The 12,804-nt window shown below is 69.2% G+C and carries 14 protein-coding genes and 1 riboswitch; of the genes, 7 read left to right on the top strand and 7 right to left on the bottom strand.

The window, feature by feature from the left end; all coding sequences use genetic code 11:
• Positions 1 to 167: 167 nt before the first annotated feature.
• The 3 genes from AC5Y36_RS06940 (at position 168) to AC5Y36_RS06930 (ending at position 1,662) form a co-directional block, all read left to right on the top strand.
• The gene (locus AC5Y36_RS06940) at positions 168 to 329 is read left to right on the top strand and encodes a hypothetical protein (RefSeq protein ID WP_500040134.1); all 162 of its coding nucleotides are present in this window, start codon (positions 168 to 170) and stop codon (positions 327 to 329) included.
• The gene (locus AC5Y36_RS06935) at positions 326 to 718 is read left to right on the top strand and encodes a hypothetical protein (protein WP_500040133.1); all 393 of its coding nucleotides are present in this window, start codon (positions 326 to 328) and stop codon (positions 716 to 718) included. Before AC5Y36_RS06940 ends, AC5Y36_RS06935 begins: the two co-directional genes overlap by 4 nt.
• Positions 719 to 885: 167 nt before the next feature.
• On the top strand, positions 886 to 1,662 hold the full coding sequence (locus AC5Y36_RS06930; RefSeq protein ID WP_500040132.1) for a chymotrypsin family serine protease: 777 nt from the start codon (positions 886 to 888) through the stop codon (positions 1,660 to 1,662).
• A 3-nt stretch (positions 1,663 to 1,665) separates the two neighbouring features.
• On the opposite strand, the gene AC5Y36_RS06925 is transcribed toward AC5Y36_RS06930, so the two are convergent.
• Positions 1,666 to 3,096: a protein adenylyltransferase SelO gene (locus tag AC5Y36_RS06925; RefSeq protein WP_500040131.1), complete on the bottom strand. Its 1,431-nt coding sequence runs from the start codon at positions 3,094 to 3,096 to the stop codon at positions 1,666 to 1,668.
• A gap of 111 nt (positions 3,097 to 3,207) precedes the next feature.
• Here AC5Y36_RS06925 and AC5Y36_RS06920 point away from each other — a divergent pair, with 111 nt between their 5' ends.
• Positions 3,208 to 4,437 (top strand): DUF6880 family protein, encoded by a 1,230-nt coding sequence (locus tag AC5Y36_RS06920; RefSeq protein ID WP_500040130.1) that lies wholly within the window; start codon positions 3,208 to 3,210, stop codon positions 4,435 to 4,437.
• 28 nt (positions 4,438 to 4,465) lie between these two features.
• Here the strand turns inward: AC5Y36_RS06920 and AC5Y36_RS06915 are convergent, their stop codons facing one another.
• Together AC5Y36_RS06915 and AC5Y36_RS06910 are read right to left on the bottom strand one after the other, a co-directional pair.
• Positions 4,466 to 5,203 (bottom strand): hypothetical protein, encoded by a 738-nt coding sequence (locus tag AC5Y36_RS06915; RefSeq protein ID WP_500040129.1) that lies wholly within the window; start codon positions 5,201 to 5,203, stop codon positions 4,466 to 4,468.
• 317 nt (positions 5,204 to 5,520) lie between these two features.
• Positions 5,521 to 5,715 carry a hypothetical protein gene (locus AC5Y36_RS06910; protein WP_500040128.1) on the bottom strand — a complete coding sequence of 65 codons (195 nt, stop codon included), beginning with the start codon at positions 5,713 to 5,715 and terminating at the stop codon, positions 5,521 to 5,523.
• 253 nt (positions 5,716 to 5,968) lie between these two features.
• Positions 5,969 to 6,082: riboswitch (SAM riboswitch) on the bottom strand.
• Between the two features lie 245 nt (positions 6,083 to 6,327).
• Here AC5Y36_RS06910 and AC5Y36_RS06905 point away from each other — a divergent pair.
• Together AC5Y36_RS06905 and AC5Y36_RS06900 are read left to right on the top strand one after the other, a co-directional pair.
• A complete protein-coding gene (locus AC5Y36_RS06905) occupies positions 6,328 to 7,581 on the top strand; it encodes a DUF6745 domain-containing protein (RefSeq protein WP_500040127.1) in 1,254 nt (417 codons plus the stop codon).
• A 25-nt stretch (positions 7,582 to 7,606) separates the two neighbouring features.
• Entirely contained in the window at positions 7,607 to 8,008 is a 402-nt protein-coding gene (locus tag AC5Y36_RS06900; RefSeq protein WP_500040126.1) for a DUF8820 family protein, read from the top strand.
• 120 nt (positions 8,009 to 8,128) lie between these two features.
• Here AC5Y36_RS06900 and AC5Y36_RS06895 read toward each other — a convergent pair whose 3' ends face one another.
• The 4 genes from AC5Y36_RS06895 to AC5Y36_RS06880 all read right to left on the bottom strand — a co-directional run bounded on the left by AC5Y36_RS06895 (position 8,129) and on the right by AC5Y36_RS06880 (position 11,725).
• The gene (locus AC5Y36_RS06895; RefSeq protein ID WP_500040125.1) at positions 8,129 to 8,938 is read right to left on the bottom strand and encodes an SDR family NAD(P)-dependent oxidoreductase; all 810 of its coding nucleotides are present in this window, start codon (positions 8,936 to 8,938) and stop codon (positions 8,129 to 8,131) included.
• Complete coding sequence (locus AC5Y36_RS06890) at positions 8,935 to 9,408, bottom strand: nuclear transport factor 2 family protein (protein WP_500040124.1); 474 nt, start codon at positions 9,406 to 9,408, stop codon at positions 8,935 to 8,937. The genes AC5Y36_RS06895 and AC5Y36_RS06890 overlap by 4 nt, the downstream gene beginning before the upstream one ends.
• A 123-nt stretch (positions 9,409 to 9,531) precedes the next feature.
• Entirely contained in the window at positions 9,532 to 10,713 is a 1,182-nt protein-coding gene (locus AC5Y36_RS06885) for a cytochrome P450 (protein ID WP_500040232.1), read from the bottom strand.
• 28 nt (positions 10,714 to 10,741) lie between these two features.
• Positions 10,742 to 11,725, bottom strand: coding sequence for a DUF7159 family protein (locus AC5Y36_RS06880; RefSeq protein WP_500040123.1), 984 nt, complete (start codon positions 11,723 to 11,725; stop codon positions 10,742 to 10,744).
• Positions 11,726 to 11,830: 105 nt separating this feature from the next.
• Between AC5Y36_RS06880 and AC5Y36_RS06875 the strand changes: the two genes are divergently transcribed.
• Positions 11,831 to 12,691: an acyl-CoA thioesterase gene (locus tag AC5Y36_RS06875; RefSeq protein ID WP_500040122.1), complete on the top strand. Its 861-nt coding sequence runs from the start codon at positions 11,831 to 11,833 to the stop codon at positions 12,689 to 12,691.
• Positions 12,692 to 12,804: the final 113 nt, after the last annotated feature.

The raw sequence follows: 12,804 nt of genomic DNA, 5'->3' as shown, positions 1-12,804 counted from the left end.
CTTCGCGACGGCAACGGTGGGTGTCATTGCCGGTCGATAGGGTCCAGATACCTCCCTGCAGGTCAGCGCGTTCGGACTCGCGCTGGCCTGGGAAGGAGGCTCAACGAGGGTGAGGGGTTGGACCTACGAGGGAACACAGCGCGTCCTCCGACGACCAGGGCAACCGAATGCCCGGTGCGCGGGTCACCCATGAGGGGCACGTCTTCGTCGATGAGTCCAAGCGGCGGGACTACCTGCTAGTGGCCGCCGTCGTGGCACCCACCGACCTCGTCGCCGCCAGACGCACGGCGCAGCGCTCGTCATGCCCGGACAGCGGCGGCTACATATGAAGAAGGAGAGCGACGCACGGCGCAGCGCGATCGTCGACTCCATCATTGCGACTGGCGCAACCGCCATCGTGTACAACGCCGGGCGATCCGGACGTCACGAACTCGACGCGCGGCGCGCGTACCTTCGAGCCGTCATCGCCGACGCCGCGGCGGCCAGCCACCAGTTACTCGTCCTCGAGCAAGACGACTCGCTGTTGTGGTGGGACCGGCAGCATCTGATCGAACTCACCCGCGAAATCGGATGCCGCGAAGCCCTGCGCTACGAGCACCGCCGAGCCGAACACGAGATACTCCTGGCGATTCCCGACGCGATCGCCTGGTGCTGGGCCAAGGGCGGCCGGTGGCGCGAAAGTGTCCAGGCGGTCGTAACGGGCGTCCGAGCCATCTGAGCACACATAGCGCGAAGCCCGGCTCACCGACCGTCCGGACGGCTACCGGGCTCACTTCCCGAAGCTCAACGCAACGGGCTCTGGCCAGTGTAGTGCACCGTCCGCACGTCGTCATCGGAATCGTCCTGCTACACGGGTCCTTGACGCCTGGGCGCTACAGTCCATCCATGGCCGCGTCGCCGCGACGTTCGCTGACGACTCTGGGTCGCCTTTGCATCGCGCTCGTCGTCACCGCCGTCTTGGCGACCGCCTTGTGGACCATCCGCTCCCACCCGGCGCGCCCGCCGATCCCCCTACCGCCGGCCACCGCGATCGGCCCCGGCATCGGCATCAACGTCACCTACGCCGACGGGTCGGGCAGCATCAGCTGCACCGCAGGCTTTCTGGTGCACACCAAGGACGGCCAGCCCGCCCTGCTGTCCGCCGGGCACTGCAATAAGCCCGGCGGGCCCGGGACGGTGACCATTCATCACGGCGGCCTCGACGCCTACCCGACCATCGGCACCTTCACCGAGAGCATCTACGACGGCAGCAATTGGAACAACTACGACATCGGCCTGATCACCCTGGACAACGCGGGGACGATCCCGCTGACCTCCCAGGTCGACGGCCACCCCGTGACCGGCGTTGCTGACGACATCGAAATCGGTGATGTGCTGTGTCATTTCGGGATCCGCAGCGGCGCCCCGGTGTGCGGGCCGGTGGTGATCAGCGAGCCGAACAAGGTGCGGTTCACCGCGTCCGGCACCTGCGGGGACTCCGGCGGCCCGGTCTATCGGGTGCGACCGGACGGCACCGTCGACGCGGTCGGGATCTACATCGCGGTCTCCAACGGCGACTATTCCGAGCCGAAATGCGGGGAACCCACCGAGTATTCGGTGGCGCAGCTGATCGGGCCGTGGCTGCGGTCGTGGGAGCTGACACTGGTCACCGTCGAACCGTAATAGTCACGTCCCGCAAAACGTCCGGTACGCACCGAATTCCGGCGGTGCGGGCGCGGCGTAGGACTCCAGGCCGGGCCGCTCCCGGTACGGCTCCCCGAGAACGTCCAGCAGCGCCTGCGTCGGCGCGAGGTCACCCTGCGTCGCGGCCGTCAATGCCTGCTCCACCAGGTGGTTGCGCGGAATGTAGACCGGGTTGACCCGATCCATCGCGTCGACATCCGGGCCCATCCCGCGCCAGCGGGCCAGCCAGTCGGCGAAGGCGCCGTCCGCCAACGCGCCGGCGACATCACCCCGGCCGGCCGCGCTCAGCGCCCGGAAGAACGACGTGTAGTCGACGGCGTTCTCGGCCAGCAGGGTCAACCCGTCATCGATGACCTCGCCACCCTCGGGTAGCCCGAACTTGGTGGCCATCCCGGCCGACCAGGAGTCCTGGTAGCGGGCCGTGAATCCCTCCAGAACCGGCATCGCCCGCGCCACCGCCTGCTCCTCGTCGTCGGCGAACAGCGGCAGCAGCGCCTCGGCGAAGCGGGCCAGGTTCCACTGCGCGACCCGCGGCTGGTTGCCGTAGGCGTAGCGCCCGGCGTAGTCGATCGAGCTGAACACCGTCGCCGGGTCGTAGGCCTCCATGAACGCACACGGCCCGTAATCGATGGTCTCCCCCGAGATCGTCATGTTGTCGGTGTTCATCACCCCGTGCACGAACCCGGCCAGCATCCAGCGCGCCAGCAGCGACGCCTGCGCGTCGACCACCGCCTCAAACAGTGCCAGGTAACGGTTTTCGGCGTCGGTGGCGTGCGGGTGATGCCGGGCGATCGCGTGATCGGCCAGCCGACGCAGCAACCCCAGATCACCGCGGGACTGCTGGGCGGCGAGCTGGAAGCTGCCCACCCGCAGGTGACTGGCGGCGACCCGGGCCAGCACCGCCCCGGGCAGCATCGTGTCGCGCCGCACGTCGCGCCCGGTGGCCACCACGGCCAGCGATCGGGTGGTGGGGATACCCAGCGCGTGCATGGCCTCGCTGATCAGGTACTCGCGCAGCATCGGGCCGATGACCGCCAGGCCGTCGCCGCCACGCGCGAACGGGGTGCGTCCGGAGCCCTTCAACGCCAGATCGCGGCGTGGGGTACCGAGTTCCCCGAGCAGCAGGGCGCGGCCATCACCGAGCACCGGAACGTAGTTGCCGAACTGGTGCCCGGCGTAGGCCTGCGCGACCGGGCTGGCACCATCGGGAACCGTCGTGCCGACCAGCAGGCCGATGCCCTGCGGGCTGCGCAGCCACTCCGGGTCCAGGCCCAGCTCGGCGGCCAGCGGCTCGTTGAGCACCAGCAGCCGCGGCTCGGGTGGTGTCTCGGCCTGCCACGGCACCGCCAGCTCCGGGAATTCGCGGGCGAAGCCACTGTCGAGGGTGACGGTCGCGGCCGGTGGGGAGCTCACCCGTCCAGGCTACGGGCGTCCCGCTGCGGATACTCGAGCGCCAGCCGGAGAGACCGGCCCCGCCCGCTCCGGGTGCTTGCGGCCGGGGCCGCCGGTCACCATGATGGCCCGGTGACTGCTCTCGCCGACACGGTTCTGCCCCTCGTCAGGACCCGGGCCGACGTCTGGCGGTGGAACGTCGCCAACGCACACGGGGCCCGGATGCATGAGGCCGTCGCACTCCTGCAGCAGGCTGCGCAAAGCGACGAGCCCGCCGAGGTGTTCGCGGTAACTCAACGGGCGATCGCCTCAGCGCTGAAGGTGATCATGCGAGCCGATGACTCCAGCGGGATCATCGGCGACGCCTGCCGCGACCTGCTGGAGCTGCACCCGGTCCTGGCGGCCCAGGCACGACCGCCCGCCGCCAAGCTTGTCGACTGGATGCTGAAGTTCCAGTTCGACAACGAGTGCGACTACTTCACCATCGACCCGGTCGCCTATGCGCCCGCACTGGGCAGCCGCGGCATGGCCTCCTACCGCAGCAAGCTCGACGAACACGCGGCTACCCTGGGTCCGCGGCCACCCGACGACCAACCGTTCTCGTCGCCACATGCCGGTGCGTGGTTCACCCTCGACTGGAACGCCCAACGCCTGGCCGTATTCGACCGGGACGTCGACGCCATCATCGCCACCCACGCCCGGAACCGACGCGTGGCCTGGCAGCTGCACAAAACTGCGGCAGCGCTCCGGGAAATCGGCGAGATCGATGCCGCCATCGACTGGGCCAAGCAAGCCACAGATTTCGACGACGGCCACCAGGCCCGCCGGGCCAGCGACTACTGGTGTGAACTGCTGGCCGAGCATCGGCCCGACGAACTACTGGCTGCCCGCGTCGGGATCTTCCGCCGCTGGCCGTCGTCGACCACCGCGGGCCACCTGTACCGCGACGCACGGGCCGCGTGGCCGGACTATCAGGATGAGGTGCTCGAGCGTCTCGCCGCGCACCCGCGCGACGCGGTGCTGTTCGCGCAACTCTCGCTGCAAGACATTCCGTTCGCCTGGCATCTGGCGGGCAGCCTCGGCCTCGACGACGACCGCACCTGGAGCGATCTCGCGAAAGCCTACGAGAAGCTCGACCCGCACGCTGTTCTGCCCGTCTACACCCGCCTCGTCGAACGGGAGCTGGCCCCTGCGGACGCACGGGGCTACCGCAGCGCCGCGCGGCGACTGAAGAAGATGCGCAAGCTGGCTGCGGGTTCCATCGAGGCAGCGGAGGTCGATGAGCTCATCGCCGACCTGCGTGAGAGGTACCGTCGTCGCCCGCGGCTGCAACAGGAGTTCGATCGGGCCGGCCTGCCCTGAGGTTGTCGAGCTACTGGCCAGCACGGGGTCAGCGGCGCACCGCCGGGTCGTCGTAGCTGCCGTTGAGCAGCTTGGACACCGTACCCGGTTGCCAGTGCCGGCCGTTCGGGGTGCGCTGCCCGGTCGAGTTGAGCACCCGCGCGGTGGCCGCCTGGGTGACTCCGCAGCCGTGCACCAGCCAGCGCACGTAGCGCTTGAGCATCGGCTGGCGCTGCGGCCATGGCACCGTCGGCGCCGGCAGCATCGGCGCCCCGACGGTCGTGCTGGCGTCGGGTGTCGTGCGCCTGGTGGACCGCGGTGACCCGGATGCGGTGATCAGGGCGCGTTCGATCTCACGGCCCAGTGTTCGGGCGCCGACTGCTGCCAGCGCAGCGTTGTCGAGGGCGTCGACGGCCTGCACCTCGCGGCGCAGCGCGATGTCGATGTCGCTGTATCCGCCCTCGACCGGGACCGGGTCCAGCTCCCGGCACACCCGCAAGTTCAGGCCGTGCCGCTGCAGCACCAGGCTCAGCCGCCGCCAATGCTGCTCGCGCCCGAAGTCCGGTCCCGGGAAGGGCACCCAGATGTCCATCCGGCCAACGATGGCGCGGCCCAGCGCCGACACCACCGCGTCCACCTCGCCGAGGTCGTCGGCTGCCGACGCCGCGCCGGCGGTGAACGAGAACACCTCGGCGATGACGCACCCTTGCTGCGCGGCCACTTCGTTCAGCTCGTCGCGGTGCTCCGCGGTGTCGTCGTCACCGAGCAGGACGACCGGTGTGTGCATGGCTACCTCCCGATTCGGCGCTTCGCGACGGCATCTGGTGACGTCGCGGTGAGGGTATCGACGGGGTGTGACAAGTCGGGGCGATCAAAGCCCGGGCGAGCGCACGACGCCCCCAGGCGCGCGTCACGAGTCCTCCTCCTGCCTTTGAGCAGCCTTCTCGGCGGAGCGCCGACGGCACTCTTCAAGGGCAGGCAACTCCGCAAGCCGGATACGCTCGCGCTCCGCCGCGGCGATCTGTTCGTACCGATACGCGGCATATGAACGGTGCCGCTCCCCCCTCGGGGCCTGCGGCTCCCCGATCCAGCCCTTCTCCGCGCTCACCGCGACGCTCCCGGAATCAGCCGCCGCAGCGCCGCCCGGGTCTGCATCCCGACATCTTTGGCGGTGCGCGACCAGCCCTGCCAGCGCGAGACGATCTGGTCCAGCGACGACTCGGAGCCCAGCGCATCGCCGGAGGCGGTGGCCAGCAGGGTGCCGTAGGCTCGATCACGTTGTGCAGAAGTAACGTTCATAAATGTCAGCCCTTCCGGTGGTGTGACGTCATGAGCCACGCCGCCTGCCGAACACGCCGTGCGGGAGTAAAGCGACCGGGCGGAGATCTGTGGACTAGACCTCAGGGGCGTTGGCAGGGAACACCTTTGCGCGTAGCCGATGTTCGGCGTCCTGTCGATCTTTCTCGCGGCGCTTCGCGTCGGCCGCGCGGTGTTTCGTGACGTCGCTCATGGGCCTCCCTCGGTTCGGCCTCCCGGAGTTGCCGCAGCCTGGGAGGCGCTCTTGCCGGCCACCGAGCTGGCGCCGGCCGCTTCGTCATCCGAGCCACCCACGAGCGTGGGGTTGGCGCACCGCCCAGTCGGAGCTTGCCGACGGTGTCTCATGAAGCTGCTCTGATTGTAGAGAGAGGCACCGACAAGTAGCGCTGACCAGCGGTTACACACGCTCACGCCGCGGCAGCTCAGTTGGTCACATCCGGCACTTTCGCACCAAATCTGGAACGAGACACGATGCCGGATTCTGATAGCGCATCCGATATCACGGCGGGCGCGGCACTGGCCGTTACGCGACTTGTCGGTGCCCGGGTTTAGCGTCACACCCAAACCGGGCCGCCTGACAGACAGAGGCACACGATGGATCAGCCAACCGAACTCACCGCCGCGCAGCGTGACCGCGTGACATCCCACGTCCAGGAGTGGCTAGCACGCGCGTGGTGCACCACACCGCTGACCGAAAACGAGTGGCAGGCATGGGAAGCCGGGATGCGTCACCGTTATGCCGCCGCCGATCGCCCCTGGCCCGCAGCGGTAGTCCGGGTGGGCTCCCCGGTCATTGCTGCGCAGGCCGCGCCCATTGCGCTGATCGCGCTGCGACGGGTGCGTCGTCGCACCCGCCCACCCGACGCGACCGTCATCGCCGCCACAGTTACCGCGGTGATGGGGTCAGGTGTCGACGCCCGGTTTGCCGCTGCGGTGCGCACCGCGGCCTGCGCGGCGGTGCGCGACGGCCTGGCCGCTACTCCGCCCGGCGGTCGGCCGGCCGCCAGTCGGCGTCGGCCGTTGTGGGTGGAGTTGCCGAGAACCCCAAGCCCCGAGGCGTTGCGGGGTGTCGTCGACCAGGAGTCTTATCGACAGGCCTGCCGGGATATCAACTGGCGGCTCAGTACCGCGGTCGACATCGAGATCGACGTTGCGGTGCAGCGGGCCGCCAACGACGTGCTCCCGTGGCAGTGGAGCCGCGACCTCACGTTCGGCCTTTACGGCTGGGCAGCCCTGACCGCATTTTTCGCCGAGGAGCTGTCCTGCTGTGAGCAGCTGCGGCACGCCAGCCGCGCCCAGCAGGATAGCTACCTGACCCGTTGGTGGTGGCCGACCAGAGATTTCGTCATGGTGTGCGACCGGCCGGTCGATTTTCACGTTGAATCATCCAATGGTCGCTTCCGGCTGCACAACGCCTCCGGTCCCGCGATTCGGTGGGCCGACGGCTGGTCCATGCACTTCTGGCACGGTACGCCGGTGCCCGGCGATCTGATCCAAACCGGCTGGAGTGCACAACGAATCCTGGCTGAGCACAACGCTGAGGTGCGCCGCTGCGCGATCGAGCGGATGGGCTGGGATCGATTCGCGTCCTCCGCCGAACTGACGCTGCTCGATCAGGCGCCCGATCCGGCCAACCCCGGCCAGTGGCTGCGCCTATACGAGCTGCCCGCTACGGAGTGGCGGCCGACCCGGGTGCTGGTATGCGCCAACGCCACCCGTGAACGCGACGGCACCCGCCACCACTATGGGCTGGGTGTGCCCGCGGACTGCGGCAGCGCGCTGGCGGCCGCGGCCTGGACGTTCAACCTTTCCGAAGCCAACTACGCCGCCCTGACCCGGGCCACCTGACCCACCCAAAGAAAGGAACACCACCATGGCAACGATCAGTGATCTGAGTCAGCTCACCGGCGTCGAGGTGATCACCGACCACGACACCGAGTTCGATATCCCGGTGCACGCCGGCATGCAGCGCCAAGGCGATGTGTTGGTGCTGCCCGCCGCCTGCACTGCCACGACCGAGGTGCCGGTGTCGGGGACACCGGTGGTGCGCGGCGAGAATGGCGGCAACACCCACGCCATCTACGCCGCCGACGGACCGGTCTTCTGCGATCCCGTGACCGCCTGGGATATGCGGGTTGCCGCCCTCACCGTGCCCGACGGTTCGGTTGCCTATCTGTGCCATCCCGAGCACGGCTACATGGGCATCGCGCCGGGCAGCTACGAGATCCGCCGCCAACGCGAAATGGGTTCCGCGGCACGGATGGTCGCCGATTGACCGGCGTAACCGCTTCGCCGGACGCACGATGGCCGTGGCCCTGATATCACCCCCGATATCGGATTCCAGCGCCACATATGACCTGGAAATTGGTGCAGATGCGACAGGCGTTACAGCCACTCAGTACAGCGGGCCGCCACCGAACAGCTTCCGGTGCGAGTCGGGTTGGTTGCCTTCGACATCGGTGACGCCGTAATCCAGGGCGGTTTCGGCGGTGATCAGCGTGTGCCCGCTGCGCGCACCGAGATCCGGATCGCCCGCCAGCGCGACGATCACCCGCCCGATGAACTCCGGTGTCTCGGCGTTGGCCAGCGAGAACCCCTGAAAATCGGTGAGCCCGGAGGCCACCATCATCTCGTTCTTCACCAGCCCGGGCCACAGCGACACCGCGCTGACCCCGGTGCCGGCGAGCTCGACGGCCATGTCGGCGGCCATCTTGTCCAGGCCGGCCTTGGACATGCCGTAGAGCACCGAGTGCAGATGGCCGCGGGTGCCGAACGACGAGATGTTGACGATCAGACCCGACCCTAACGGCACCATCAGCTGCGTGGCGTGCACCGACGCGACATAGTGGGCCCGCAACCCCACCCCGATCAGCGAATCCCAGTCGGAAAGCGGGCGCTGCCAGAACTTCTCGGTGAACCCGGCGAAACCCTTGGGCGCCGCCCAGACGTTGTTGACCAGCAGATCCAGATGGCCTTGCTCGTCGGCGATGCGGGCGAACAGGGCGGCGATCTGCTCGTCGTCGCGGTGATCGCAGCGCACCGCGATCCCGGTGCCGCCGCGCTCGGTCACCGCGGCGGCGGTCGCATCCAGCGGCCCCTCCCGGCGCGCGGTGACATAGACGGTCCAGCCGTCGGAGCCCAACGCCAGCGCGATGCCCTTGCCGACGCTGCGGCTGGCGCCGGTGATCAACGCGACCCGGGTCACTGTTCCACCACCCCGTCCAGCGGGCGGGTGATCGACCACAGCTGGCGGAAATGGCTGCGGGACATCTTCCAGGCGCCGTCCTGCAGGACGTAGTCGTCGTCGTAGTCGCCGGTGAGCAGCCGCTCGGTGCGCTCAATCAGGTTGAGCTGCCGAAACTTCAGCGTCCAGCGCCCGGCGGCACGATCGGGACCGGTCAGCGTGATGTCGGGATGCATGCCGTGGTGCATGTCCAGGATCACCGGGCGACCGTCCACGGTGTGCAGCGCGATGCGCCGAAACACCGCGGCCAGGTGGTCGGCGTCCCTGAAGTCACCCAGCGGGCCGTAGGAGATGTCGGCGGCGTCGCTGAAGCAGGACCGCAGGGTGTCGGGATCCTTGGCGTCGCAGGCCCGAAAGTAGCGGTGCTTGAGGGCTTTGATCGCCTCGACCTGCTCCAGGGCCGCGAGGCGTTCCTCGATGGTGCGCGTCACATGTCCTCCCGATCGCCGTGGCTGACACCCTACGGTCTGCTGCCGGTGATATCGCCGGCGATATCGAATTCCGGTGTCATGTCCGGCCTGGGATTCGGGGCGGGTGTGACGGATGGGGCGGGGTCAGCGCCCGGAGCGCACCGGGGCGCTCGGGGTGAAGATCACCGGCATCGACTCCAGGCCGCTGACGAAGTTCGCCGGGCGCAGCGGCAGCGGCGCGTCAGAAGCCAGCCGCAGATCGGGCAGCCGCTGCACGATGCGCCCGGTCATCATCTGCAATTCCAGCCGGGCCAGCTGGTTGCCCAGACAAAAGTGGGTGCCGAACCCGAACGCCAGGTGGTGATTCGGGTTTCGCCGGATGTCGAACACATCGGCGCGATCGAACACGGTCTCGTCGAAATTGGCCGACTCGAACAGCAGCATGATCTTCTCGCCGGCGGCCAACGAGGTTCCATAAAACGACGTGGAGGCGGTCAGGGTGCGGCACATGTTCTTCACCGGCGACGTCCAGCGCAGCATCTCCTCGACCGCGCTCCCTAGCAGATCGGGCCGCTGCCGCAACAGATCCCACTGCGCACGGTTCCGCAGCAGCGCGTCCAGACCGCCGGACAGGGTATGCCGGGTGGTCTCGTCCCCGCCGATCAGCAGCAACAGAGTCTCCGACACGATCTGCTCATCGGTCAGCCGGGCGCCGTCCACCTCGGCGTGCACCAGCACGCTGGTCAGATCATCGCTGACCCGGGCGCGACGATCCGCGATGGCCTGCAGGGTGAACTCGGTGTACGCCACCCGGGCCGCCACCGCCGCCTGCACGGCCTGATCGGATGCGGTCGACGACAACGCGTTCATCTGGTCGTCGGACCACGCCAGCAGCTGCGCGTGCTGCTCGGCGGGTACGCCGAGCATGGTTCCGATGACGGCCATCGGCAGCGGCCCGGCCAGGTCGCGGACGATGTCGCATTCCCCGCGCTCGCAGACCCGGTCGATCAGGTCGTCGACCAGGGCCGCGATCGAAGCCCGTTGTTCCAGAACGTGTTTGCGGGTGAATCCGGCATTGACCAGTTTGCGGCGCACCAGGTGCTGCGGGTCGTCCATGTCGATCATGTGCGGCAGCGCCGGCACCCCGGGCCGGATGCCGCCGGCGTTGGAGAACAGCTCCGGGTGGCGTTCGGCGTCGATCACTGCCGCATAGCTGGCGGCCGCGGCCAGCCCGTTGCGGTCCCGAAACACGGGCTGGTTCAGCCGCATCCACCGGTAGGCCTCGCGCAGGCCGGCGGCGTAGTAGGCGCCGTCGGTCAGGTCGATATCAGGTGCGGACGGCGGGGTCACCGCATCAGAATCGGTTGAGCAGCGGGATCTTTTGGATGATGCGGTCACGCAGCCGCGGCTCGGGTCCGGCGCCCGGCGGCGGCCCGTACAGGGTCTGCAGCTCCGCCGGGGCGGCACCCGGGGCACGTGGGGCGGGAGCGGGCGCGACGGGTGGCGGCGCCGCCTTGGGCAGGGGTTGCGCGACGGGACCCGCCGCCATGCTGTGCGGCACCGGCGGGGGCGCCTGCGGGCTGCGGTGCGGTACGACGGCCAGCGACAGCGACACCACGAACGCCACCACCGCGGCGGCCAGCACCGCCGACACCGCCTTGGTCCGCGTCGTCTGCGGCGTCGACCTGGTCACCACCGGAACCTCGGGCACCGCGACAGCGCGCGATAGCGCCGCCGTCAGCGCCGCGCCGCGGGCCAGGGCCAGCTGGCCTTCGGCGGCGGTGAGGACCGGCTGCATCGTCACCTCCCGCAGCGCGGACGCCAATGTCTCGGTGTCCCCGGAGCCCAGCACGAAGATCGCGTCCGGGCTGGGCCGCAGCCCGTCGACGGTCGCGACGACGTGCTCGATCAGCGGCGCGTCGGTGCGGTCGACGCGCTGGGCGGCGACGCGTTGGCCGTTGACGGTCGCGACGATCGTCTCGTCGGGTTCCACGGTGCACACCACCAGGAAGTCGTAGCCGGCGAGCTGGGCGATACCGCGGGCCAGCGCCTCGCTGGCCTGCACGCCGGTGACCGCGGTCCCCTGCGCGACGCTGCCCAGCGCCGCGCACACCTTGGTGGCCGCCGTCTCGGTACCCGGGGACCAGCTCAGGCCGACGGCATCCACATCATCGCCGCGATCCGGCAGTGTCGTGAGCAGGTCTTCGGCGTCGAATGCCGCGAGGTCGGGAATGTCCAGCGTGCCTCGATCGAGGGTCGCGCCCGCACCGGTAGCCCCGTCGACCAGTACCCACCGGACAACTTCTGATGTCATCGAAAGACCGAGCACCCGGTCCATTGATGGCCTCCGAATCCTTTTGTCGACTGCACCCCACGCTACCGAGCACCCATCGCCCGGCGCCACCGTGGTCGCGGCCCGAGCCGGCTGCGGCATCATGACCAGGTGTCCTTCCGCCAACCGACCCTGGCCGACGTCGTCAAAACTCTCGACGTCGAGCGGGTAGACGAGCAGCACTTCGTCGCCACCCAGCTCGACAACCCGCATCACCACATCGTCGGCGGGCACATCGCGGGCCAGGCGCTGATGGCGGCCAGCCGCACCGCACCGGGCCGCACCCCGCACAGCGTGCACGTCTACTACCTGCGGGCCGGGGACGCCCGGCGACCGGTCGACCTGCATGTGGAGGTGGCCCGCGACGGCGGCACCCTGTCGACGCGGCAGGTCACCGCCCGCCAGGACGGCCAGATCCTGCTGGAGGTGCTGTCTTCGTTCACCAACGCCGTCGAGGCACCCGAATACCAGCAGCCGATGCCGCAGGTGCCCGACCCGGACTCGCTGCCGTCGTCGCAGCAGCAGCTGGCGGCCTACGCCGACGAGCTCGGCGGGTATTGGGTGCAGCCGCACCCGTTCGACCTGCGCTACATTGACCCGCCGCCGCGGCTGGCCCAGGACCTTCCCGAGGCGTCGCCGCGGATCCGGTTGTGGTGGAAACCCGCCGAGCCGGTGCCGGCCGACGCCGCGCTGCACAGCGCGCTGTTGACCTACCTGTCCGGCACCACCATGGTCGAGACCGCGGTCGGCATGCGCCGGGCGACCCCGGCCAGCACGTTCAACGCGCTGATCGACCATGCGCTGTGGTTTCAGCGGCCGGTCGATCTGTCGGATTGGGTTTTGTCCGACCAGTTCTCGCCCAGCGGCGTCGCCGGTCGCGGCCTGGCGACCTCGACGATGTACAACCGGGCCGGTCAGCTGGTCTGCGTCGCCACCCAGGAGCTCTATTTCGGGCGGGGCGCCGGGTCGTAGGCGCGGTGGCTGCTGAAAACGCCCTCCCAGCTGACACACGGCCCGCAGAATCGGGGGGTTGCGCCGCTGGGAGGGCGTTTTCAGTCAGCACCCCGCCTATTAGGCTCGGAATG

Source organism: Mycobacterium sp. NGS50 (genome assembly GCF_059812545.1).
Note: the sequence above shows the minus strand (reverse complement) of the source record. Positions and strands in the feature narration are given on the sequence as shown.